At 60.8% G+C, this 22,431-nt stretch carries 27 protein-coding genes and 1 tRNA gene; 22 read left to right on the forward strand and 6 right to left on the reverse strand.

The genetic code is table 11. The annotated features are described in order from the left end of the window. Positions 1 to 192: 192 nt before the first annotated feature. Positions 193 to 417: a DUF6429 family protein gene (locus tag I8E17_RS16610; RefSeq protein WP_113367587.1), complete on the forward strand. Its 225-nt coding sequence runs from the start codon at positions 193 to 195 to the stop codon at positions 415 to 417. 34 nt (positions 418 to 451) lie between these two features. On the opposite strand, the gene I8E17_RS16615 is transcribed toward I8E17_RS16610, so the two are convergent. The 4 genes from I8E17_RS16615 to I8E17_RS16630 are packed head-to-tail and all read right to left on the reverse strand — an operon-like array spanning position 452 to position 3,527. Continuing rightward, positions 452 to 1,036, reverse strand: coding sequence for a plasmid pRiA4b ORF-3 family protein (locus tag I8E17_RS16615; protein WP_113452451.1), 585 nt, complete (start codon positions 1,034 to 1,036; stop codon positions 452 to 454). Between the two features lie 2 nt (positions 1,037 to 1,038). Further along, positions 1,039 to 2,697 carry an IS66 family transposase gene (locus I8E17_RS16620; protein ID WP_113452449.1) on the reverse strand — a complete coding sequence of 553 codons (1,659 nt, stop codon included), beginning with the start codon at positions 2,695 to 2,697 and terminating at the stop codon, positions 1,039 to 1,041. A gap of 45 nt (positions 2,698 to 2,742) precedes the next feature. Further along, on the reverse strand, positions 2,743 to 3,096 hold the full coding sequence (gene tnpB / locus I8E17_RS16625) for an IS66 family insertion sequence element accessory protein TnpB (protein ID WP_219511321.1): 354 nt from the start codon (positions 3,094 to 3,096) through the stop codon (positions 2,743 to 2,745). Next, entirely contained in the window at positions 3,093 to 3,527 is a 435-nt protein-coding gene (locus I8E17_RS16630; RefSeq protein ID WP_113452448.1) for a transposase, read from the reverse strand. The genes tnpB (I8E17_RS16625) and I8E17_RS16630 overlap by 4 nt, the downstream gene beginning before the upstream one ends. Positions 3,528 to 3,915: 388 nt before the next feature. Here I8E17_RS16630 and tnpB (I8E17_RS16635) point away from each other — a divergent pair, with 388 nt between their 5' ends. The 4 genes from tnpB (I8E17_RS16635) to I8E17_RS16650 all read left to right on the forward strand — a co-directional run bounded on the left by tnpB (I8E17_RS16635) (position 3,916) and on the right by I8E17_RS16650 (position 7,110). Beyond that, a complete protein-coding gene (tnpB, locus tag I8E17_RS16635; protein WP_113367606.1) occupies positions 3,916 to 4,263 on the forward strand; it encodes an IS66 family insertion sequence element accessory protein TnpB in 348 nt (115 codons plus the stop codon). A gap of 45 nt (positions 4,264 to 4,308) precedes the next feature. After that, entirely contained in the window at positions 4,309 to 5,946 is a 1,638-nt protein-coding gene (locus I8E17_RS16640) for an IS66 family transposase (protein ID WP_113367605.1), read from the forward strand. A 253-nt stretch (positions 5,947 to 6,199) separates the two neighbouring features. Next, positions 6,200 to 6,343 carry a hypothetical protein gene (locus I8E17_RS16645; protein WP_156090765.1) on the forward strand — a complete coding sequence of 48 codons (144 nt, stop codon included), beginning with the start codon at positions 6,200 to 6,202 and terminating at the stop codon, positions 6,341 to 6,343. A gap of 161 nt (positions 6,344 to 6,504) precedes the next feature. After that, on the forward strand, positions 6,505 to 7,110 hold the full coding sequence (locus I8E17_RS16650) for a cupin domain-containing protein (RefSeq protein ID WP_229002037.1): 606 nt from the start codon (positions 6,505 to 6,507) through the stop codon (positions 7,108 to 7,110). Between the two features lie 66 nt (positions 7,111 to 7,176). Here the strand turns inward: I8E17_RS16650 and I8E17_RS16655 are convergent. Further along, positions 7,177 to 7,266: transfer RNA gene (locus I8E17_RS16655), tRNA-Ser, on the reverse strand. A gap of 306 nt (positions 7,267 to 7,572) precedes the next feature. On the opposite strand from I8E17_RS16655, the gene rplU reads away from it, so the two are divergent. From rplU to modC, 12 genes are all read left to right on the forward strand, one after another. Next, the gene (gene rplU, locus I8E17_RS16660; RefSeq protein WP_028753733.1) at positions 7,573 to 7,890 is read left to right on the forward strand and encodes a 50S ribosomal protein L21; all 318 of its coding nucleotides are present in this window, start codon (positions 7,573 to 7,575) and stop codon (positions 7,888 to 7,890) included. A gap of 32 nt (positions 7,891 to 7,922) precedes the next feature. Then, positions 7,923 to 8,192 (forward strand): 50S ribosomal protein L27, encoded by a 270-nt coding sequence (gene rpmA, locus I8E17_RS16665; protein WP_004127267.1) that lies wholly within the window; start codon positions 7,923 to 7,925, stop codon positions 8,190 to 8,192. A gap of 129 nt (positions 8,193 to 8,321) precedes the next feature. Next, on the forward strand, positions 8,322 to 8,957 hold the full coding sequence (locus I8E17_RS16670; RefSeq protein ID WP_069611424.1) for a GNAT family protein: 636 nt from the start codon (positions 8,322 to 8,324) through the stop codon (positions 8,955 to 8,957). Further along, complete coding sequence (locus tag I8E17_RS16675; protein ID WP_219511316.1) at positions 8,954 to 9,541, forward strand: GNAT family N-acetyltransferase; 588 nt, start codon at positions 8,954 to 8,956, stop codon at positions 9,539 to 9,541. The genes I8E17_RS16670 and I8E17_RS16675 overlap by 4 nt, the downstream gene beginning before the upstream one ends. Positions 9,542 to 9,808: 267 nt before the next feature. Beyond that, positions 9,809 to 10,900, forward strand: coding sequence for a GTPase ObgE (gene obgE, locus I8E17_RS16680; RefSeq protein WP_219511313.1), 1,092 nt, complete (start codon positions 9,809 to 9,811; stop codon positions 10,898 to 10,900). Beyond that, positions 10,897 to 12,066: a glutamate 5-kinase gene (gene proB / locus I8E17_RS16685; protein WP_219511311.1), complete on the forward strand. Its 1,170-nt coding sequence runs from the start codon at positions 10,897 to 10,899 to the stop codon at positions 12,064 to 12,066. Before obgE ends, proB begins: the two co-directional genes overlap by 4 nt. After that, on the forward strand, positions 12,059 to 13,342 hold the full coding sequence (locus I8E17_RS16690; RefSeq protein WP_219511308.1) for a glutamate-5-semialdehyde dehydrogenase: 1,284 nt from the start codon (positions 12,059 to 12,061) through the stop codon (positions 13,340 to 13,342). The genes proB and I8E17_RS16690 overlap by 8 nt, the downstream gene beginning before the upstream one ends. Positions 13,343 to 13,379: 37 nt before the next feature. Further along, positions 13,380 to 13,961, forward strand: a complete 582-nt coding sequence (locus I8E17_RS16695; RefSeq protein ID WP_229002124.1) for a nicotinate-nucleotide adenylyltransferase — start codon at positions 13,380 to 13,382, stop codon at positions 13,959 to 13,961. A 53-nt stretch (positions 13,962 to 14,014) separates the two neighbouring features. Further along, a complete protein-coding gene (locus I8E17_RS16700; RefSeq protein WP_162750795.1) occupies positions 14,015 to 14,188 on the forward strand; it encodes a hypothetical protein in 174 nt (57 codons plus the stop codon). Positions 14,189 to 14,518: 330 nt separating this feature from the next. Further along, complete coding sequence (gene modA / locus I8E17_RS16705) at positions 14,519 to 15,316, forward strand: molybdate ABC transporter substrate-binding protein (RefSeq protein ID WP_219511307.1); 798 nt, start codon at positions 14,519 to 14,521, stop codon at positions 15,314 to 15,316. A gap of 89 nt (positions 15,317 to 15,405) precedes the next feature. After that, a complete protein-coding gene (gene modB / locus I8E17_RS16710; protein WP_219511305.1) occupies positions 15,406 to 16,107 on the forward strand; it encodes a molybdate ABC transporter permease subunit in 702 nt (233 codons plus the stop codon). Continuing rightward, positions 16,104 to 17,177, forward strand: coding sequence for a molybdenum ABC transporter ATP-binding protein (gene modC / locus I8E17_RS16715; RefSeq protein WP_113468747.1), 1,074 nt, complete (start codon positions 16,104 to 16,106; stop codon positions 17,175 to 17,177). The genes modB and modC overlap by 4 nt, the downstream gene beginning before the upstream one ends. On the opposite strand, the gene I8E17_RS16720 is transcribed toward modC, so the two are convergent. Beyond that, a complete protein-coding gene (locus I8E17_RS16720; RefSeq protein ID WP_219511302.1) occupies positions 17,178 to 17,561 on the reverse strand; it encodes a winged helix-turn-helix domain-containing protein in 384 nt (127 codons plus the stop codon). A gap of 169 nt (positions 17,562 to 17,730) precedes the next feature. Here I8E17_RS16720 and I8E17_RS16725 point away from each other — a divergent pair, with 169 nt between their 5' ends. The 5 genes from I8E17_RS16725 to I8E17_RS16745 all read left to right on the forward strand — a co-directional run bounded on the left by I8E17_RS16725 (position 17,731) and on the right by I8E17_RS16745 (position 22,233). Next, complete coding sequence (locus tag I8E17_RS16725; RefSeq protein WP_219511299.1) at positions 17,731 to 18,030, forward strand: DUF1330 domain-containing protein; 300 nt, start codon at positions 17,731 to 17,733, stop codon at positions 18,028 to 18,030. A 159-nt stretch (positions 18,031 to 18,189) separates the two neighbouring features. Beyond that, positions 18,190 to 18,636 (forward strand): ribosome silencing factor, encoded by a 447-nt coding sequence (gene rsfS, locus I8E17_RS16730; protein ID WP_069611404.1) that lies wholly within the window; start codon positions 18,190 to 18,192, stop codon positions 18,634 to 18,636. A gap of 172 nt (positions 18,637 to 18,808) precedes the next feature. Then, positions 18,809 to 19,291, forward strand: a complete 483-nt coding sequence (gene rlmH / locus I8E17_RS16735) for a 23S rRNA (pseudouridine(1915)-N(3))-methyltransferase RlmH (RefSeq protein WP_047634055.1) — start codon at positions 18,809 to 18,811, stop codon at positions 19,289 to 19,291. A 187-nt stretch (positions 19,292 to 19,478) separates the two neighbouring features. Further along, entirely contained in the window at positions 19,479 to 20,915 is a 1,437-nt protein-coding gene (locus I8E17_RS16740) for a murein hydrolase activator EnvC (RefSeq protein WP_229002038.1), read from the forward strand. Further along, positions 20,905 to 22,233 carry a S41 family peptidase gene (locus I8E17_RS16745; RefSeq protein WP_113408498.1) on the forward strand — a complete coding sequence of 443 codons (1,329 nt, stop codon included), beginning with the start codon at positions 20,905 to 20,907 and terminating at the stop codon, positions 22,231 to 22,233. The genes I8E17_RS16740 and I8E17_RS16745 overlap by 11 nt, the downstream gene beginning before the upstream one ends. The last annotated feature ends 198 nt before the right edge of the window (positions 22,234 to 22,431 follow it).

Below are 22,431 nucleotides of genomic sequence, written 5' to 3' on the forward strand. Positions count from 1 at the left end.
AGACTGCAAGTCCTAGTGCAAGCACTAGGGATAGTCATATGGCGAAGCATCAGGTTGAGGTTATCACATCGGTCGAGCGGCGACGGCGCTGGTCACGGGAGGATAAGGAGCGGCTGGTCGCGGCGACGTTAGAGCGTATCCATCCGAGGTGGGCCGCGGGACTTGAAGTCTCGCGCGTGGTAGGCTGGCAGAATGGAGATCGACGAGGACAAAATCGACGACGCGGTCCTGGCACTGTTATGGCTGACGCTCCACAACGAACGTTGCGCCTGGAAGGGATTTGACTGGGCGACGACGGATCGGTTGCATGAGAAGGGACTGATCTGTGATCCGGCGAACAAGTCGAAGTCGCTGGTCCTGACGGACGAAGGTCTACGGCGTTCGGAAGAACTATTCCGCCGGTTGTTTACACGGTAAAATCCAGTTTCGGCTTTCACCCACAGCCCAGTGTTCAGGTTTTGCGTCGCGCTTTTCGGGCCCATTTTGCGGCCAGGTCATCGACGGCTTTGTTGAGCTGCGAGAAGTTGGCGCTGTTGGGATTGTAATCGCTGCTGCCCCACCATTCGAGGATTTCGGCATGTCGCTCGTGCGCCGGGTCTACAAGCGCCTCGCAGAACTCCTGATAACCCCATGGACCACCAACGTCTTCGGGCGGGCAGTGTCCCGTTGCTTCGAGGAGCATCGGTCCTTCCGTGCCGACTGCAGGAAAGGTGCGCTCGATCTTGATGCTGTGTTCCCAACCGTCGCCAAAGTCGTAAAGGTATTTGAACGATTTCGCACCGGTGTCCTGGACTGCCGACAGCAGCGAGACCCTGCGGGCATCGATCGGACCATCCCCCCATTCCTTGTCGGGCAAACCAAAGCCGACGTCACGCATGCGGAATTCGTAAAGGTGGCTGTTGGTCCAGCCCATCGCCGCCTGCAATACCTCGTGCAGCCGACTGAGCCTGATGGTGAACGGCACAACAACGCGCCGCATCACTATCGGTTCGACATGATCGAGGGTGACCTTCAGGCGGACGACAGAAGCCACAATCGTCAGGCCGCCAGCATGACGGTTGCCGGCAATGCACGTTTCCACTCCCAGGGCAGCAGTTCGTGCAGGCGCGTGACAGGATGGTCGGCGATGCGAGCCAGGATATTGGCAAGCCACGCCTTTGGATCGACATCGTTGAGGCGGCAGGTGGTGATGGCAGTCAGCATGACAGCGGCACGATCGGCCCCACGCTGGGAACCGGCGAAGGTCCAGTTTTTCCTTCCTAACGCCACACCGCGCAACGCTCTTTCCGCTGCATTGTTCGTAAGACAGACCCTTCCGTCTTCGAGGAAGAGGGCGAAGCCCTTCCAGCGCTTGAGCATGTAATCGATCGGCTCGATGACCTCGGACGATCTGCTGAGCGTGGCGCGTTCCTTCGTCAACCACCCGTGCATCTCATCGAACAGCGGTTTGCTCTTCTCCTGCCGCACAGCCAGTCGTTCTTCAGCGCTCAAGCCGTTGATCTGCCGCTCAATCTCGAACAACGCGTCGAACCGTTTGACAGCCTCAAGCGCGATCGGCGAGATCGGCTTGCCCTTGCGTTTGCGATCTCGCGCACTTTTCTGGATATCGGCCAGCTCAAAGAATTTACGCCGCGCATGCGCATGGCAAAAGGCGAAGGTGATCGGCACCTCTTTCGTTGCGGCAACAACGATCGGCTCGAAGCCATTGTAGCAATCGCTCTGGAGAATGCCGCCGTATCTGGCCAGGTGCTTCTGCGGATGTTCGCCGCGCCGGTCACTCGACGCATAATAGATTGCGGCTGGCGGCGCTGTTCCCCCGAATGGCCGGTCATCGCATACGTAAGTCCATATACGTCCGGTCATGCATTTGTCCCTGGCCTGAATGGGAATGGTGGTGTCATCGCCGTGAAGACGCTCGGCCGCAAAGACATGCGCCTCGATCAGATCGAAGACAGGCATGAGAGCGGCTGTTGCGTACCCGACCTGGTCGGCCAGCGTCGAGGTCGAAAGATCGATCCCCTCGCATTTAAACCGCGCACTTTGCCGGTTGAGCGGGCTGTGCATGCCGAATTTGTCGAACAGGATCGTCGCCAGCAGATGAGGACCGATGAAGCCGCGCGGCGTGGCATGGAACGGTGCTGGTGCCTGGCTGATGCCTTCACAGTCACGGCACGTGAACTTTTCCCGCACCGTCTCGATCACCTTGAACCGGCGCGGAATCTCTTCCAGCGTCTCGGTGACGTCCTCGCCCAGCTTCGACAGGCGTGAACCACCACAGCAGGTACAAGTCGTCGGCGGCTCGATGACGATACGTTCGCGCTCGATATCGTCCGGCCATGGTTTGCGCACCGGCCGTTTGCGCGTGAACGAACGTACGCTCGAGGTTCTGGCGCTTGCTGCTTGTGCCGCGACCTCATCTTCCGTTGCCGCCGTCACGAGTTCCTCGAGCTGCAGTTCCAACTGGTCGAGCAGGCGCGCCGTGCGCTCAGAGCGCTGACCTCGCAACTCGCGCCTGAGCTTCTCGATCTTCAATTCCAGAGCAACGATCAGCGCCTCGTTGTCAGAGAGCATCGCCTGCGCATTGGCGGCTTCCGCTACGGCGATAGCGTGTTTAGCCTGCAAGGCTTCATGCTCGCCACGCAGCGCCAAGTAAGCGCCGACAATATCCGCAGGAAGATCGACAGGCTTTGAGATCATGAAGCCACTCGATCAGATTTCCTCAGTATTTTCAATTGAATAATGCTAGCCGACCTTCGTCGGCCGCCAGGTTTCCTGAGGATGCCTCCAGTCGATCCCGGACAGAAGATAACTGAGCTGTGCGGGTGATATCGCTATCGCACCGCCTTCCGCAGACGGCCAGACGAACCGGCCGCGGTCCAACTTTTTTGTAAAAAGGCAGCTCCCCTGGCCGTCACTCCAGATCACTTTTATCAGCGATCCGCTGCGACCGCGGAATACAAAAAGATTGCCGTCCAGAGGGTTCAGTTTCAGCACCTCCTGCACCCGCAACGCAAGCGATGGAAACCCACACCGCATGTCGGTATGGCCCGTTGATATCCACACCCGCACATTTTGACCGGAAGGAAGCGTGATCACCGCAACGTCTCCAGACCACGCACGATCCGCAGCAGCGCCTCAACGTCGACGCTGCCGTCCACGACCACACGACGACCGTTCGCCGCGACAATCTCCATGCGGCCGGAAGGAGGCGCTACCGGATGCTCCATCGCAGCAGGGGGAGTGACCTGCTTCACCGGCACAAAAGCTTCCGGCATGACGAACGCCGGCACAAAACCATCGCTTTGTTTCTGGTCGTGCAAACCCTGGCGAACCGATTTGCGCCAACGGTTCAACAGGGAGCGGCTGATGCCGTACTGACGGGCCGTGGCCGACGCACGGCCTCTCCCAGCAAAGCTTTCTGCGACAATCCGCAGCTTCTCATCCTCAGTAAATCGACGCCGCCGTCCGGTGTTGATCACCTCAAGACGGCTCACCCGAGACCCGCTGTCCCCTTCAAAAATCTCCATCTGTCCAACTGTCCTTGTGCCTGGGAATAAGGACAGGGTCTGAACAGTTTTATCCAATATTCAAAGGCGGCCCCGCTCGGACGGATACGTTAGAGCCTGGGGCCAGCGTATCGGAGATCGCGCGATCGGCTGACATCCATTCCGGGCAATTATTCCGATGGCGCAGACAGCTCTGCCAAATATCAGCGCCGCCCACGCCGCAATTCATTCCGGTTGACGTCGTCGCGGGTTTACCAGGGCCTGATCCGGTGGAAACGACACCGCCGTCACGGCCGCGCAAGAAGACGAGCGTAGTAACGATCGAGCTCGGCCGCGGTCGACGTCTTCGCGTTGAGAGCGATATCGACACCGAAGCCTTGGGCCGCATCCTTGATGTTCTGGAGCGGCGATGATCCCGGTTCCAAGCGGCGTGAAGGTGTGGCTTGCCAGCGGCTACACGGATATGCGCAAGGGCTTTCCAGGTCTGGCATTGATGGTGCAGGAGACGTTGAAGCGAGATCCGCACAGCGGTCATTTATTCTGTTTCCGCGGTCGCCAAGGCGGGCTGATTAAGGTGATCTGGCATGACGGCCAGGGTGCCTGCCTGTTCACGAAGAAGCTGGAGCGCGGCCGGTTCTTGTGGCCATCGGCCGCCGACGGGACGGTGGTGATTACAGCGGCGCAGCTCGGTTATCTGCTCGAAGGCATAGACTGGCGGATGCCGCAAAAAACCTGGCGTCCGAGCTCGGCGGGGTAGCGGAAATGGCTGGAAAGACGGGGGCGAATATGATTCCATCCCGTCATGACCGATGCGGCCGATCAGCTTCCCGACGACCTTGCCAGTGCGCATGCGATGATCCTCGCCGAGCGTGCCGCACGCCGTGAAGCCGAGGCCGTCGCCGCCCGCGCCCAGGCGGTGAACTCGCATTCCGATGCCCTGATTGCCCGGCTACGGCTGGAGATCGAGAAGCTGAAGCGCGACATCCATGGCAGCCGCTCGGAGCGCAAAGCTCGGCTTCTCGAACAGATGGAATTGCAGCTCGAGGAGCTGGAAGCCGACGCCAGCCAGGACGAATTGGCGGCGGAGATGGCAGCACGGTCCTCGACGGTCAAAGCCTTCGAGCGCAAGCGTCCATCGAAGAAACCGTTCCCCGAACACCTGCCGCGCGAGCGTGTCGTCATTTCCCCGCCCAGCAACTGCCCGTGCTGCGGCTCGGCCAAGCTGGCGAAGCTGGGCGAGGACATCACCGAGACGCTGGAGGTGATCCCGCGCCAGTGGAAAGTCATTCAGACGGTGCGCGAGAAGTTCTCCTGCCGTGAATGCGAGAAGATCGCGCAAGCTCCGGCACCGTTCCATGTGACGCCGCGCGGCTTTGCCGGGCCGAACCTTTTGGCGATGATCCTGTTCGAGAAGTTCGGCCAGCATCAGCCGCTGAACCGGCAAAGCGAGCGTTATGCCCGTGAAGGCATCGACCTCAGCCTGTCGACGCTTGCTGACCAGGTTGGCGCTTGCGCTGCGGTCTTGAAGCCAGTGCATGGAATGATCGAGGCGCATGTGCTGGCCGCGGAGCGGCTGCATGGTGACGACACCACCGTGCCGATCCTGGCGAAGGGCAAGACCGATACCGGCCGGATCTGGACCTATGTCCGGGATGACCGGCCGTTCGGCGGCACGTCGCCGCCGGCGGCTCTCTATTACGCCTCGCGCGACCGGCGGCAGGAACATCCCGAGCGCCATCTGAAGAGCTTCACCGGCATCCTGCAGGCCGACGCCTATGGCGGCTATAATCCGCTGTTCAAGGTGGATCGCGCTTCCGGTCCGCTGACCCAGGCGCTCTGCTGGGCGCATTCACGCCGCAAGTTCTTCGTGCTCGCTGATCTTGCGGCGAACGTCAAACGCGGCAGGAACGCTACGCCGATCTCGCCGGTTGCGCTTGAGGCCGTGAAGCGGATCGACGCGCTGTTCGATATCGAGCGCGACATCAACGGACTTTCCATCGACGAACGTTTGGAACGACGCCAGCAGGACAGCCGTCCTCTCGCCGACGAACTTGAGGCGTGGCTGCACTCCGAGCGGGCAAAACTGTCACGCAGTTCACCGGTCACCGAGCCGATCGACTATATGCTGAAGCGCTGGGATGGCTTCACATCGTTCCTCAACGATGGTCGGATCTGCCTGACCAACAATGCGGCCGAACGCGCATTGCGCGGCTTTGCCCTCGGCAGGAAATCGTGGCTCTTTGCCGGTTCCGATCGCGGTGCTGATCGTGCTGCCTTCATGGCAACGCTAATTATGACGGCAAAACTCAACGACATTGATCCTCAGGCCTGGCTGGCTGATGTTCTATCTCGCATTGCGGATATGCCCGTCACGCGGCTCGAAGACTTGCTCCCATGGAATTGGAGCCCTTCGACCGCTGCAGCACACAAAGCGGCCTGATCCGCGGCCCTGACCGCAGGCTTACGCGAGAAGGTGTCGACCACCGTCAGTACCCGCAGTTTTTTCGTGAGCGTCCGGCGAATGCATTTTTTGCGTCTACGAGGCGCGGTTTAGGACTTGCGGCTTAGCTCATGTGCCATGACGCGCTCGTATCCCTTACATTACGGCTCGTGAGGCAGAAATATAGCTTGCATATTAATACGGCGTTACCCCTTGTCTCTCCGTCTGATAGGCTCATTTGGATAAAGAGATTTTGACGGGTCGCGATAGCGTTGCTTCCGAGTGCCTTCGCACGCTCGACTGGGTCAAAGGCTTTGCGATCGGCGCCCATCAATTCGAAATATCCGATCCGACCGCCGAGCGCATCGTCAATAGCACGTTGGCGCTCCCCATTTGAGGCGAGGCGGACAGGACGCTGCGTGCGGAGCATTTCCTGCCGCTCTTTTCCGCCCTCTTCCCGCCGGCGCCCATCGAGCGCCTCCTAGGCGTCGGCCATTATTGCTTCGAAGATGCCCCAGAAACCACCTCGAGCCTGATTGCGGACTTCCTGCGGCGGAGTTGGGCGGCACGATCTCAAAAGCCGAAACTAAAGAGCGGAGGGCCATCCGCTCCGGCAGCCGGCAATGCCGTATCGGCACAGCCTCTTTCATCATGGCGGATCTCGCCCAACTACAAGCCGGCCGATCGGAACTTGGCAGCGGCCGATTGACATTCGGTATCGTTGTGACACCGTTCCGCGTGATTGCCGACCCACCGTACCGAGGCAAAATGACAAAGCGATCGCAAGCCGTTATCACCACAGCCGACGAACGCCCGCGCGACGGATGGAACGATCCCGTCCACGGCTCCATCTCCTGGCACACACTGCTCAGCAGCGACATCACCCCCACCGACAGCATGAGCGCCGGCATAGCCGAACTAGCCCCCGGCGGCGAACTCAAGCCGCATCGCCACGACCCAGCGGAAATCTACTTCATCTTCGAAGGAACCGGCATCGTCCGGATCGACGGTCAGGAAACAACGGTCAAATCAGGCACAACCGTTTTCATCCCCGCGAGCGCCGAACACGGCATCCGCAACGAATCGTCAGCCAATTTGAAATTCTTCTATGTGTTTCCGACGGGATCGTTTGCGGAGGTGGCCTATCGGTTTCCGGGGAGTTGAGGCGTTTTGGGCTATTGCGGCTGCTTGTTCAGTTCGCTTGAAAGTGACCGATAGCGAAAGCCAAAATGGCGGAGAGGGTGGGATTTGAACCCACGATACCCTTGCAGGTATGCCGCATTTCGAGTGCGGTGCATTCGACCACTCTGCCACCTCTCCGGTTATGCTGGTCGGCGCGTTTTTCAGCGCGGGGGCTACATAGCGACAGAAGAGGGGGATGGCAAGGGCGAATATGAAAGCTTTACGATCCTTTTGCCTTGACAGATCAGGGACGCTTATATATCCCGTGCGACGCAATAGGTGTGGATAACTCCGTGCCTTGCCCGCCCTGCTTCGAGCAGGGTTTCACCGGCAGAACTTTTTGAAGGCTCAAGCCTTTGGAATCCCTGCTAAGTTTCGACTGATAAAAAGACGGCCGCTCGTCCTCAAGGCGAGAGAGCCGGAACGAACATGAAAGGATAAAAAATGTTCGCAGTCATCAAGACCGGCGGTAAGCAGTACCGTGTGGCAGCCAACGACGTGCTGACCATCGAGAAGCTCGAAGTCACCGCCGGCGACACCGTAGAATTCACCGAAGTCCTCGTTATCGGCGAAGGCGCCGACGCTGCGATTGGTGCTCCCTTCGTCAAGGGTGCTTCCGTCAAGGCCGAAGTGGTCGAGCACAACCGCGGCAAGAAGGTCATCGCCTTCAAGAAGCGCCGTCGTCAGAACTCGAAGCGTTCGCGCGGCCATCGCCAGCATCACACGGTTGTCCGCATCACGGACATCGTGGCTGCCAAGTAAGTAACGGGATCAAGGTTTAAAGGAGAACTCCAATGGCACACAAAAAAGCTGGCGGTTCCTCGCGCAACGGTCGCGATTCCGAATCCAAGCGCCTTGGCGTGAAGAAGTTCGGCGGCGAAGCCGTCATCGCAGGCAACATTATCGTGCGTCAGCGCGGCACGCAGTGGCACCCGGGTTCCAACGTTGGCCTCGGCAAGGATCACACGATTTTTGCGCTTACGGCGGGCAACGTGAACTACCGTACGAAGGCCAATGGCCGCGTGTACGTGTCTGTAATGCCGAAAGCGGAAGCAGCGGAATAAGCCGGTAGCGCTCTAAAACAGCCGGCGTCTCATCGACCCGGCTGACCGCATCAGGTTCAGTCCAGAAAACAGGGGAGATGGGGCGCCATCTCCCCTTTTTCTTTACCCTCAACCAAGGAGGACTGAACCATGCAAGGCGAATTGTTAAGGGAAGGCCAATCGAGGTCTCCCGAAGAGCGGCTGAGGCCGGAACGGTTAAGGACCGATTGCCCTGTCTTACTGTCGGAAAGGCTCGTTCTGCGCGCGCCCCACGAAGAAGACATCGACGCCCTTGCCCATCTCGCCAACAACGCCAATGTCGCCACAATGGTATCGCGTATGCCGCACCCGTATACGACCGCCGATGCCGCCGATTTCGTGCGACGCACGAAGCTTGGCGAGATTGGCAAGTGCGTCTATGCCATTACCAAAGCCGACAACGGCGCCTTTCTCGGTTGCTGCGGGGTCGAACCCACGGGCGATCCGAACACGGTCGAGATCGGTTACTGGCTGGGCGAGCCCTACTGGAACCAGGGCTACACGACGGAAGCGGCCCATGCCCTCATCGACATGGTCTTCCGCACGCGTGAGAATGTGGCGCAAATCGATGCCCGCTGCCGGGTAACGAACGTCGCATCGAGGCGCGTCGTCCAGAAGTGCGGCTTCCAGTTCCAAGGATCCGGCCTTGCTGCGTCGCTGGCGCTCGGCAGCACCGTGCCGGTCGAATGGTATCGGCTCGACCGCAAGACCTGGATCTCGCTGCGCAGCTGGGGAGGCATGAGATGAACGCTCTCGCCCTCACCCGCCGCGATACCCGGATCCTGACGCCCGGGCCGACGCCGGTCATCCAGACCGGCCGACTGACGCTGCGCCCGCACCGGCTCAGCGACGCCGATATGATTGCGGAATCGCTTTCGGATTTCGCCGTCACCCGCATGCTGGCCCGCGTTCCCGCGCCCTATGACCGGCAGGATGCGCTCGACTGGCTGGTCGAGCACACCTCCGGCCTCGGTGTCGATTGGGCGCTCGCCATCACCGAGCGGGATGATGCCCATATCGGCTGCGTCGGCATCGAGCTTCGCCACGGCCGCTGGCACCTCGGTTATTGGCTGAACCGCTTCTACTGGCGGCAAGGCATCATGACCGAAGCGGTCAAGGCTGCGCTCGAACGTTTTGCCCGCCGCATGCCCGAAGTCGCCGTTCATTCCGGCGTCTTCGCCGACAATCCGGCGTCGCTCAAGCTGCAGCAGAAGCTCGGCTTCGAGATCATCGGCTGCTCGGAGATCTACAGCTTTGCCCGCAACACCATGGTTCCGCATATCGAAACCGTGCTGAAGCCGGGCGCGCTGCGGCTCTCGCAGGCGGCCTGAGCCATGAGAATAGGCCATCGCCGGCCCGTCCGGCGATGGCCGTCATATCAATCATGCAGTTCCGCCCCTTTATGACGCTGGAACCGCACGATATTCTTTGACCTCAGCCCGAAGCGCCTATATCGAAGGCGACATGACGGGCAAACGGCCGCCCGATGTGTCTTTGGGATGCAAAAGGAGCGGCAGACATTGAAAAGAGCGCATAGGCTTTTGTGAATCCCATTCGATCCGAAGGGATATGCGCCGACACCGGGTGACGGACGTAAGATGAAATTTCTCGATGAAGCAAAAGTCTATATTCGCTCAGGCGACGGCGGCGCGGGCAGCGTCTCCTTCCGCCGCGAGAAGTTCATCGAGTTCGGCGGCCCGGATGGCGGCGATGGCGGCCGCGGCGGCGATGTCTGGGTCGAGGCCGTTAACGGCCTGAATACGCTGATCGATTTCCGCTACCAACAGCACTTCAAGGCAAAGGTCGGTATGCACGGCATGGGCAAGAATCGCGCCGGCGCCAAAGGCGACGACGTGACGCTGAAAGTGCCCGTGGGAACGCAGATCTTCGAAGAAGACCAGGAAACGCTGATCTGCGATCTGACGGAAGAAGGCCAGCGTTTCCGGCTGGCCGCCGGTGGCAATGGTGGCTTCGGCAACGCCTATTTCAAATCCTCGGTCAACCAGGCGCCTGACTGGGCCAATCCGGGCCTCCCAGGCGAAGAAAAGACTCTTTGGCTGCGGCTGAAGCTGATCGCCGATGCCGGTCTTGTCGGCCTGCCGAATGCCGGAAAATCGACCTTTCTCGCAGCCGTCAGCCGCGCGCGGCCTAAGATCGCCAATTATCCTTTCACGACGCTGCACCCCAATCTCGGCGTTGCCACCATCGACGGCCAGGAATTCATTCTGGCCGATATTCCTGGCCTGATCGAGGGCGCCCACGAAGGTGTGGGCATCGGCGACCGCTTCCTCGGCCATGTCGAGCGCACCCGCGTGCTGCTGCATCTGGTCTCCGCCCAGGAAGAAAAGGTCGGCAAGGCCTACAAGACCGTGAAGCACGAGCTGGAGGCCTACGGCAACGACATCACGGACAAGCCCGAGATCGTTGCCCTCTCGCAGATCGACGTGCTGGACGAGGAAACGCTGAAGAAGAAGACGCGCGAGCTGGCGCGGGCCTGCGGCAAGACGCCCTTCCAGATTTCCGCCGCCACCGGCCGCGGCATGACGGAAGTGCTGCGCGCGCTGCGCGACGTCATCGTCGAAGCCAATGCCGGCGAAGCGGACAAGCCGGCAAAAACGCCGAAACTGCGGCATCGCGACATGCAGTCCGCCGATGATGTCGGCGCTGACGACGAGGACGATCAGGGATGACTGCCCGCAAGCCGCTCGATCGCTACCGCCGCATCGTCATCAAAATCGGCTCAGCCCTTCTCGTCGATCGCAAGACCGGCTTGAAGAAATCCTGGCTCGACGGCATGTGCGCTGATATTGCCGCACTGAAGGCCAAGGGCATCGATGTTCTGGTCGTCTCCTCGGGCGCGATCGCGCTCGGCCGCTCCGTGCTCGACCTGCCCTCCGGCGCGCTGAAGCTGGAGGAAAGCCAGGCGGCAGCGGCCGTCGGCCAGATCTCGCTGGCCCGTGCCTGGTCGGAAAGCCTGTCGCATGACGATATCGTTGCCGGCCAGATCCTGCTGACGCTCGGCGACACGGAAGAGCGCCGGCGCTACCTCAATGCGCGCGCCACCATCAACCAGCTCCTGAAGATCGGCGCCGTGCCGATCATCAACGAAAACGATACGGTCGCGACCAGCGAAATCCGCTATGGCGACAATGATCGCCTCGCCGCCCGCGTCGCCACCATGACCGGCGCCGACCTTCTCGTGCTGCTGTCTGACATCGACGGGCTCTATACCGCCCCGCCGCATCTCGATCCGCGGGCGAAATTCCTCGATACGATCGCGGAGATCACGCCTGAGATCGAAGCCATGGCCGGCGGTGCCGCCTCGGAGCTGTCGCGCGGCGGCATGCGCACGAAAATCGATGCCGGCAAGATCGCGACCGGAGCCGGCTGCGCCATGATTATTGCTTCCGGCAAGACCGACCGACCGCTGAACGCGATCGAGAGCGGCGCGCGCTCCTCCTGGTTCGCGCCGTCAGGCACGCCCGTCACCGCCCGCAAGACCTGGATTGCCGGACAGCTGCAGCCGGCCGGCGAATTGCATGTCGATGAGGGCGCCGTCACCGCGCTTGGCGCCGGCAAGAGCCTGCTGCCCGCCGGCGTGCGCCGCGTCGTCGGCCATTTCGGCCGCGGCGACACTGTTGCCGTCGTCGGCCCCTCCGGCCGTGAGATCGCCCGCGGCCTTGTCGGCTATGATGCCGAAGAGGCCCGCCAGATCACCGGCCGCAAATCGGCGGAGATCGAGGCGATCCTCGGCTATGCCGGCCGCGCCGCCATGGTGCATCGCGACGATCTCGTCATGACGGCATCCGTCAAGACGAAGGCCGAGAAATCGAAGAAGGATGAAGCTCATGCTTGATACTGTCGCACAAAGCCCCGACATCGACGCGCTGATGAACGATATCGGCCGCAAGGCCCGGGCTGCGTCGCGACCTCTGGCCTTCGCGTCGACTGACAGCAAGAACAAGGCGCTGAATGCCATGGCGGACACCATCCTGGCCCGTAAGGATCATATCCTCGCTGAAAACGCCAAGGATCTGAAAGACGTCGAAGGCACCGATATGCTCGCCTCCTTCGTCGATCGCCTGACGCTGAACGACAAGCGTGTCGCCGAGATGGCCGAAGGCATCCGCGCCATCGCCGCTCTGCCCGATCCCGTCGGCGAAGTCATCGCCGCCTGGGATCGTCCCAACGGCCTGAAGATCGAGCGCGTCCGCACGCCGCTTGGCGTCATCGGCGTCATCTTCGAAAGCCGTCCGAATGTCACTGCCGACGCCGGCGCGCTATGCCTGAAGGCCGGCAATGCCGTGATCCTGCGCTGCGGCAGCGATTCGCGCCGCTCCTCGCAAGCGATCCATGAGTGCTTGGTCGACGGATTGAAGGCCGCCGGCCTGCCGGAACATGCCATCCAGCTCGTGCCCGTCAGCGATCGTGCCGCCGTCGGCGCCATGCTGCGCGGCCTCCAAGGCAATATCGATGTTATCGTGCCGCGCGGCGGCAAGAGCCTCGTCGCCCGCGTCCAGACCGAGGCGCGCGTGCCGGTCTTTGCCCACCTCGAAGGCCTCTGCCACATCTATATCGATGCCTCGGCCGATCTCGACATGGCGAAATCCATCGTCGTCAACGCCAAGATGCGCCGCACGGGCATCTGCGGCGCCGCCGAAACGCTGCTGGTCGACAAAAAGGTCGCTTCCACCCATCTGAAGCCGCTGCTTGACGGACTTGCCGCGGCGGGCTGCGAAATCCGTGGCTCCGCCGATGTCCTGCAGCTCGTTCCCGGCCTCGAGGCGGCAACGGAAGAGGATTGGACGACCGAATATCTCGCCGCCATCATCTCGGTCGCACTGGTCGACGGCATTTCCGGGGCAATCGGCCATATCGGCAAATATTCTTCGAACCATACCGAAGCCGTGATTGCCGAAGACCCTGATGTTGTCGAGCGCTTCTTCACCGAGATCGATTCGGCGATCCTGCTGCACAATGCCTCAACGCAATTTGCCGATGGCGGCGAATTCGGCATGGGCGCGGAAATCGGCATCGCCACCGGCAAGATGCATGCGCGCGGGCCGGTCGGCGTCGAGCAGCTCACCTCCTTCAAATATCGCGTTCGCGGCACCGGACAGATACGGCCCTGACGTGCTGAAAGAAGAGGTTGATCAACGCTATCTGCGCATGCCCCATGCCGAGCGCGGCATGGTGGTCGGTCTTTTTGGCGGCTCGTTCAACCCGCCGCATCGCGGTCATGCGCTGGTCGCCGAGATCGCCATTCGCCGGCTTGGCCTCGATCAGCTCTGGTGGATGGTAACACCGGGCAATCCGCTAAAGAGCCGCAATCATCTGGCGCCGCTTGCCGAGCGCATCGCGCTGAGCGAGCAGATCCTCCACAATCCGCGTATCAAGGTGACGGCGTTCGAGCAGACGCTGGGCATGAGCTATACCGCCAATACTCTGGCCTACGTGAAGGCACGCAACCGCCAGGTCCATTTCATCTGGATCATGGGCGCCGACAGTCTGAATACGTTCCATCGCTGGCAGAAATGGCAGGAAATCGCGCAAACCTTCCCGATCGCCGTCATCGACCGGCCGGGATCGACGCTCTCCTATCTCTCGGCCAAGATGGCAAAGACCTTCCATTATGCCCGCGTGGATGAAGATGACGCTCGCGTGCTCTGGAAGAAGCGTGCGCCGGCCTGGACCTTTATCCATGGACCGCGTTCGGCACTGAGCTCGACCGCCTTGCGCGCCGCTCAATAATTCCGCCAATTTTTCGGGAAGCCTGAAAAATAAAAAGCCCGACGCGGGAGGAGGTGCGTCGGGCTTTTGAACCTGATCAGCAACTGGGAGGAGGAGAGTTGCTGATCCATATCGAACGGCATTGGGAGGAGGAGATCGCCGTTTCGATGATTATGTTTTACCAGATTTTACCGATTGATAAATGGGCGATTGCGCAATGCAGCAATGCATATGACGCATGGCTATGAAAATTTTCTGCCCAAAAAACGCTTCTTTTGCGAATTTCTCGTCGTCTGGCTTTCAGTATCGGACTTAATTCGGCGAAAGAATGGCGCAAGATTCCACGATCCGTAACGTTACGTCGTACTTCGTGAGCGTTCGCTAATCCGCTGGGCAAATTCAGTCATGCATTTTTGTAATGCCCAAAACCGCTCATATGCGCTGCGCCGCGGAAAATCCATAAAATTCGTAGGTTTACGCGATCATATCGCGATGTATTTTTGCAAATACATCCCTAGTCAAGCCTCGCGCGTCGTTATATTTCTCAAAATATGTCGACATTTTTGGAGAGAATAAGGATGACCACCAGCCGACGCCAATGGATCAAGCTCGCAACCGCCGCGGTATCAGCAGCATGGCTCGGCCTTTCGGTCATTCCGGCACCGGCCCTCGCCGCCGACAAGATCGTCGTCTTTGCCGCCGCCAGCATGAAGAACGCGCTCGACAACGCCGATGCCGCCTTCACCAAGGAAACCGGCAAGGAGGTCACTGTCTCCTACGCGGCGAGCGGACCGCTTGCAAAGCAGCTTGAAAACGGGGCGCCGGCCGATGTTTTCATCTCCGCTGACACGAACTGGATGGATTATGTCGCCGGCAAGAAGCTGATCAAGGACGATAGCCGCGTCAACCTGCTGGGTAATAAGCTCGTTCTTGTCGCCGCCAAGGACAAGGCGAAGCCGGTCGAGATCAAGCAGGGCTTCGATCTTGCTAACCTGGTTGGCGACGGCCGGCTGGCGATCGGCCAGCCGGAATCGGTACCAGCAGGCAAATACGGCAAGACAGCGCTGGAAAAGCTCGGCGTCTGGTCGTCGGTTGAAAAAAAGGTCGCGGGCGCTGAAAGCGTGCGCGCCGCCCTCGCGCTCGTTTCGCGGGGCGAAGCGCCTTACGGCATCGTCTATCAGACCGATGTCTCGGCCGATCCTGGCGTTGCCGTCGTCGGCACCTTCCCGGCAGACAGCCACCCGCCGATCGTCTACCCGATCGCCATCACCAGCAGCAGCAAGAACCCGGACGTACAAGCCTATTTCGACTTTCTGAAATCGGCTAAGGCTGTTCCGTTCTTCGAGCATGAGGGCTTCACGGTTCTGAAGCAGTGAGCGTCATCACCGCAGGTCCGGTATGAAAAGTTCAGGCCCTCAGGCTCGCTGACTCGTGGCGAGCCTGAGATGTTTTAAGGGGCGGGTATTTGGAAGCGTTGGGTCTGAGCAGCGACGAATGGACTGCAATAGAGCTGAGCCTGCGCGTTTCCATCGTCGCCATGCTGGTCAGCCTGCCCTTCGGCATCGGAGCTGCATATCTGCTTGCGCGCGGGCGCTTCTGGGGTAAATCGGTCCTCAATGGCGTCATCCATCTGCCGCTGATCCTGCCGCCCGTCGTCACCGGCTTCATCCTCCTCATCCTCTTCGGCCGAAAGGGGCCGATCGGATCTTTACTTGATCAATATCTCGGCCTCGTCTTCTCCTTCCGCTGGACGGGTGCCGCACTTGCCTGCGGCGTCATGGGCTTTCCGTTGATGGTCAGAAGCATCCGCCTGTCGCTCGAAGCGGTCGACCGCAAGCTGGAGGAAGCCGCCGGCACGCTGGGCGCCAGCCCCATCTGGACCTTTCTGACGGTCACGCTACCCTTGATCCTGCCCGGGATCATCGCCGGCATGATCCTCTCCTTCGCCAAGGCCATGGGTGAATTCGGCGCCACCATCACCTTCGTCTCCAACATTCCCGGCGAGACCCAGACGCTGTCTTCGGCGATCTACACCTTCACGCAGGTTCCAGGCGGCGATGCCGGCGCCATGCGGCTGACCATCGTCGCCATCGTCATTTCCATGGCGGCGCTGCTCGCCTCGGAACTCCTCGCCTATCTCGCAGGCCGCAGGATGGATTTCGAATGACGCTTTCAGTCGATATCCGCCATCGCCTCGGCGCCTTTTCCCTTGAAGCCGCATTCACGTCCGATGGCGGCGTGACGGCCCTTTTCGGCCGCTCCGGCTCCGGCAAGACGTCGATCGTCCGTATCATTGCCGGCCTGACACGCCCTGATTACGGCCGCGTCAGCCTGGACGATACGGTGCTCGCGGACACCGACGGACAAATCTTCGTGCCGCGTCACCGCCGCCGCTTCGGCTATGTCTTCCAGGAAGCGCGCCTGTTTCCGCATCTTTCGGTGCGGCAGAACCTCAATTACGGCCGCTGGTTCGCTCCGAGGAACGAGCGCAGCGAAAGCTTCGATGGCGTCGTCGATCTCCTCGGCATCGGCGCACTGCTCGACCGGCGACCGGCAAAACTCTCGGGCGGCGAAAAGCAGCGCGTCGCGATCGGCCGCGCCCTGCTCTCTTCGCCGCGGCTCCTGTTAATGGACGAACCGCTGGCAGCACTCGACGAGGCCCGCAAGGCGGAAATCCTTCCCTATCTCGAGCGGCTTCGCGACGAGACCAATATACCGATCATCTATGTCAGCCACTCGATCGCCGAAGTGGCGCGCCTCGCCAACCGTGTCGTCGTCATGCGCGATGGCAAGGTCGAGGCGATCGGTGCCGCCATCGACATCTTCAGCCAGCTCTCCGGCCCGCTGGCGGAAGACCGACGCGAAGCCGGTGTGCTGCTGGAAGGCCGCGTGGAAGCGATCGACGATAGCAATCACCTCACCGTCGTCGCCCTGAAGGCGGCAAGACTGATTGTACCGGGACAGGTAGCCGCGGTCGGCAAGACCGTGCGTGTCCATATTCCCGCCCGTGACGTCATGCTGGCGACCACACGGCCGGAGGGTCTCAGCGCCCTCAATATCCTCGGCGGCGAAGTGCTGGGAATCGGCACGGCGGCTGACGGGACGGCTGAGATCAAGGTCGATTGCGGCGGCGACATCGTCACTGCCCGCATCACGCAATTCTCAGCCGAACGGCTGGGGCTGCGCATCGGGCTGCCAGTCCATGCGGTCATCAAGACCGTGGCGCTCGAACATTAGTCAGGATTTTTTCGAAGAAGCGTCCGCCGAGCTGCGATTGGCTTCGAGCCAGTTCAGATCATCGGCTATTGCCGCGCGCAGCGCCGTTTCCATGCCGCGGAACCGCCGCAGCAACTCCTCGCCAAACGGCGTCAGGGCGGCGCCGCCACCCTTCTGGCCGCCGCGTTGCGATTCGACGACCGGTTCGCGGAACATATGATTAAGTTCGCTGATAAGCAGCCAGGCCCGGCGATAGGACATGTCCATGGCGCGGCCGGCGGCCGAGATCGAGCCGGTCTCCTGAATATGCTCGAGAAGCTCCATCTTGCCGCGCCCAAGCCGATCCTGCCCCGAAAAGCTGATGCGGAGAATGGGCTTCAACGATGACTGCGGAGCGTCGGTCATGGCACCTGTAACGGTTTGGTCTCAATGGTTTATAGGCAGCTTTCGCGCGCCTGTACATGCCGGGAGAATGGACGGAAGACGGTAGCGGCCTATCTGATTTCCAATACAACGGCGCACTTCCAAACAGGAGTGGCGCGAGTTCTTTATCGTCGCACGGATGGGAAAAACAATGCCGGCTTATATCATCTCCGATGTCACGGTAAGTGATGCCGAGACCTTCCAGATCTACCGGACCCGCGCAGCCGCCTCTATCGCCCACTATGGAGGGCATTATCTTGTCCGCGGCGGTCCAATCGAAAAGCTGGAAGGCGACTGGTCGCCGCAGGCAATCGTGATCGTCGAGTTTCCCGACATCGAGCGGGCGAGAGCCTGGTATCGCTCACCGGAATATGCCCATGCTCTTGAAGTCCGCGATGAGGCCCTCAGCCGCGACCTTCTTCTTGTCGACGGAGTGAACCCGGAAGCCTGATTTTTGGTCCGCGGCACGAATATTTACCCATATCTGGTGCAAATGAGCCCTGTTCAGACACAAATCCTTGTCCTGAACGCCTCAAGATGGCCACCTGCGTCTTGAAACCTTAATGCTTTGATGCCTATCTTTATAACGTGATCGACTCAGATCACTCACGTGCATGTTCTGTTACTCAAGGAAGGAAGAGCACTGACAACAGTACACGCCAAGGGAAGAACGCCTGTCGTTATCCCGAAGAGCTCGGAACGTGGCGCCGATGCCGCTGCCCGCGCCCTGCAAGCCGTCCTCGCAAGCCTCGAGGATTCCAAGGCCGAAAATATCGTCACCATCGACATTGCTGGCAAGTCTGCGCTTGGAGACTACATGGTCGTCGTCTCCGGCCGATCGAACCGCCATGTCCTGGCGATTGCCGACCATCTCATGACCGATCTCAAGGACGAGGGCTTCGGCAATGCCCGCGTCGAGGGTCTCGATGGCGGCGACTGGGTGTTAATCGACACCGGCGACATCATCGTTCATGTCTTCCGACCCGAGATCCGCGAGTTCTACAACATCGAAAAGATGTGGGCAGCACCCGATCTCGATGAAGGCACGCTGCACTAGCGGAGCGACCGCATTTCCGGGAAAACTGGGTAGCGGTTTTCCGCCCGGGATGCGGAAGGATCCAAGGGCGCCTTCCCGGCCCCTCCTGTGCAGGTTTAGATCGCCGGAGATGAACCTCCGGCAAGAGTTTCGTTTTGTGCCGCCATGACGGCGGATATGCGTGGGAGCGGGAATGCGGATAGGTCTTTTTGCGGTGGGACGGCTGAAAGCCGGCCCGGAAAAGGATCTTGCGGCTCGCTATCTCGACCGTTTCGCCAAGGCCGGACCAGCCATCGGCCTGGAAATGGCGCGCATGACCGAGGTTGCCGAAAGCCGCGCCTCCAACAGCGAGACCCGCAAGCGTGAAGAAGCGGGCCTCTTGCAAAAGGCGCACCCTGAAGGCGGTGTCCTCATTCTTCTCGATGAACGCGGTAAGGCGCTCGACAGTGAAGCCTTCGCCGCCATGCTCGGAACATACCGCGATCAGGGCAAGCGCGACCTGACGATTGCCATCGGCGGCGCCGATGGCCTCGACCCCGCCCTCTACGACAAGGCCGACATGACCATTTGCCTGGGAAAGCTGACCTGGCCGCACCAGCTCGTGCGCATCCTGATTGCCGAACAGCTCTACCGAGCCGTGACCATCCTCTCCGGACACCCCTACCACCGGGTGTGATTGCTCCATCCGTTTTGAAAACAGTTTGGCTTTCCCCGTTTTTGCGTTAACGAAACGCTCACACAGGCGTGTTTTGATTCCCGCCCTGAAAATGACGATGCTTCCTGGATGATTGCGGCAAATCAGCTTATTTTCGCGCGATCCGAAGGGACCAGGCTGAACCGACTGGATGAGAAAAGCCCCGCCCATGCTCTCGCGTATCGTGCTGCCAGCTTTGGCGGCAATGCTCGGTGTGGGCGCCTATATGGCAGGCCCTTTCTCTCGGGAGGACGTCGCCGTCGCGCAGGAAGCGGATGCCATCGCGCCGCAAGCGCCTGACGATCGCCCTTCCGCGATGGCATCGGCACCTGGACAGGAAACCCCTGACCCGGCGGCAGACCTTGCGCGCAAGCGCGATGAGACCCGCGCGCAGCTCGATGCGCTTTCAAAGACGATCAGCCTTTCGTCCGGCAAGACGAAGGAACTGGAAGACAGCATCGCCTCTCTCGACAAGAGCACCGAAAGCCTACGCCAGGCGCTGATCGACAGTGCCGCCCGCCGCAAGGATTTGGACCGCAAGATCCAGCAAAGCGAGAAGACGCTGACGAACCTAGCCGTCAGGCAAGACAAGATCCGTGCCTCGCTGCACCAACGCCGCGCGCTGCTAGCCGAGGTTCTCGGCGCCCTGGAGCGCATGGGACGCAATCCGCCACCCGCTTTGCTGGTCACGCCGGACGATGCGCTCGCCTCGGTGCGCAGCGCCATTCTTCTTGGCGCCGTCGTGCCCGGAATGCGCAAGGAGACGGACAAGCTCATCGCCGATCTGACCGATCTCAGCAAGTTGCAAGCCGATACCGCCGCCGAAAAGGCGAGCTTCACCACCACCATGACCAACAGTCTGGAGGAGGAGCGGCGCATGGATCTGCTGATTGCGGAAAATGACAAGCACAGCAAGGAAAACGCCACTCAGCTTGAGGCGGAGCGCAAGCGCGCGGAGGAGCTGGCCGGTCAGGCAACCAGCCTGGAAGGGCTCGTCGCCTCGCTGGAAAGTCAGATCGGCTCAGTGCGGGACGCTGCCGCTGCTGCCCGCGCGGAAGAAGCGCGCCGCGCGCAGATGACCGAACAGCAGCGCGAGCAGGCGAAAGCCCTTGCCGAGAACGGCGTGCCCGATAAAAACCGCATTACGCCCGCATATCCATTTTCAGACCTGAAGAAAAAGTTGGAGCTGCCCGTGGCGGGCGATATTCTCCGCCAGTTCGGCGACGACGATGGCACAGGCCACACCGCGATGGGACTGACCGTCGCGACCGGCCCGGAAGCACTGGTCACGGCTCCCGCCGACGGTACGGTCGTCTACGCCGGCGCGTTTCGCAGCTACGGACAGATGATCATCCTGGATACGGGCGACGGCTATCACATGGTGCTGTCGGGCATGGACGCGATCAAGACGCGCCCTGGCAGATTCGTCTTCGCTGGCGAACCGCTTGCCACGATGGGCCAGAAAAGAGTCGCGAGCGCGACCGCATTGGCGCTGGAAACGGATCGGCCAACGCTTTACATTGAATTCCGAAAAGATGGAAAACCAGTCGATTCTCGGCCCTGGTGGACCTCCAAAGACACTGGAAAGGCACGCAATGATACGTAGGGCTTCTCTTGTTCTCGTCGGCGCATTGATGGGTGCGACCGCGATGGGCGTTATCTACTCGGCGGTAGCGCCGGCGGAAGCCGCTGGCACTTCCACCTATAAGGAGTTGTCGATTTTCGGCGATGTCTTTGAGCGCGTCCGCGCGCAGTATGTGACCCCTCCCCAGGAAGACAAGCTCGTCGAAGCCGCCATCAACGGCATGTTATCGTCGCTGGACCCGCATTCGAGCTACATGAACGCCAAGGATGCGGAAGACATGCGCACCCAGACCAAGGGTGAGTTCGGCGGTCTCGGCATCGAAGTGACGATGGACAACGATCTCGTCAAGGTCATTACCCCGATCGACGATACGCCGGCTGCCAAGGCCGGTGTCCTTGCCGGCGACTATATCACCGCCATCGACGGCCAGTCGGTCCGCGGGCTGAAGCTGGAAGACGCCGTCGAAAAGATGCGCGGCCCGGTCAAGACACCAATCAAGCTCACCCTGATACGCAAGGGCGTCGACAAGCCGATCGAGCTTACGGTCATCCGTGATGTCATCGCCGTTGCCGCCGTCAAGTCGCGCGAGGAAGGTGGCGATGTCGGCTATATCCGCATCATCTCCTTCACAGAAAAGACCACGCCAGATCTCGAAGCCGCGATCGCTAAGATCAAGAAGGATATCCCGGCCGACAAGCTGAAGGGCTACGTCCTCGACCTGCGCCTCAACCCGGGCGGCCTGCTCGACCAGGCGATCAACGTTGCCGACGACGTGCTGGAGCGCGGCGAGATCGTTTCGACCCGAGGCCGCAATCCGGACGAGACCCGCCGCTTCAACGCCACCCCAGGCGATCTGACCGACGGCAAGCCGATCATCGTGCTCATCAATGGCGGCTCGGCCTCGGCTTCAGAAATCGTCGCCGGTGCCCTGCAGGATCTGCGTCGCGCCACGGTGCTCGGCACCCAGTCCTTCGGCAAGGGCTCCGTCCAGACGATCATTCCGCTCGGTGATGGCAATGGCGCCCTACGTCTGACGACGGCGCTCTATTACACGCCGTCGGGCCGTTCGATCCAGGGCACGGGCATCACGCCCGATGTCAAGGTCGACCAGCCGCTGCCCGACGATTTGAAGGGCAAGCTGACGACGGAAGGCGAATCCAGCCTGCCGGGCCACATCAAGGGCCAGAGCGAGACCGACAAGGGCTCCGGCTCTTCGGCCTACGTGCCGCCGGATCCGAAGGACGATATCCAGCTCAACTACGCGCTCGACCTGCTGCGTGGCGCGAAGACCGATCCGGCCTTCCCGCCGAACCCCGAAAAGGCGGTTTCCTCCAAGTAAGGATTGGCGCCGGGCTGGAAACAGACCCGGCGCTTTCATGATGAGGGAGCGGGACAAAGTGTATCGTTCCGGTCGTCTCCGCCGGCCTCAATTCCGTATGAATCCGGCGTCTCTCAGAAACAATTTTGTTCATGTTTTAGCGCTTTGAGTGCCGCGGGCATTTTTCCACTTCGCCGTGAGCGATATGCTCGAGACCGA

It is taken from the genome of Rhizobium sp. AB2/73, from assembly GCF_020871915.1.
In the GTDB taxonomy this organism is placed as follows: Bacteria; Pseudomonadota; Alphaproteobacteria; order Rhizobiales; family Rhizobiaceae; genus Rhizobium; species Rhizobium dioscoreae.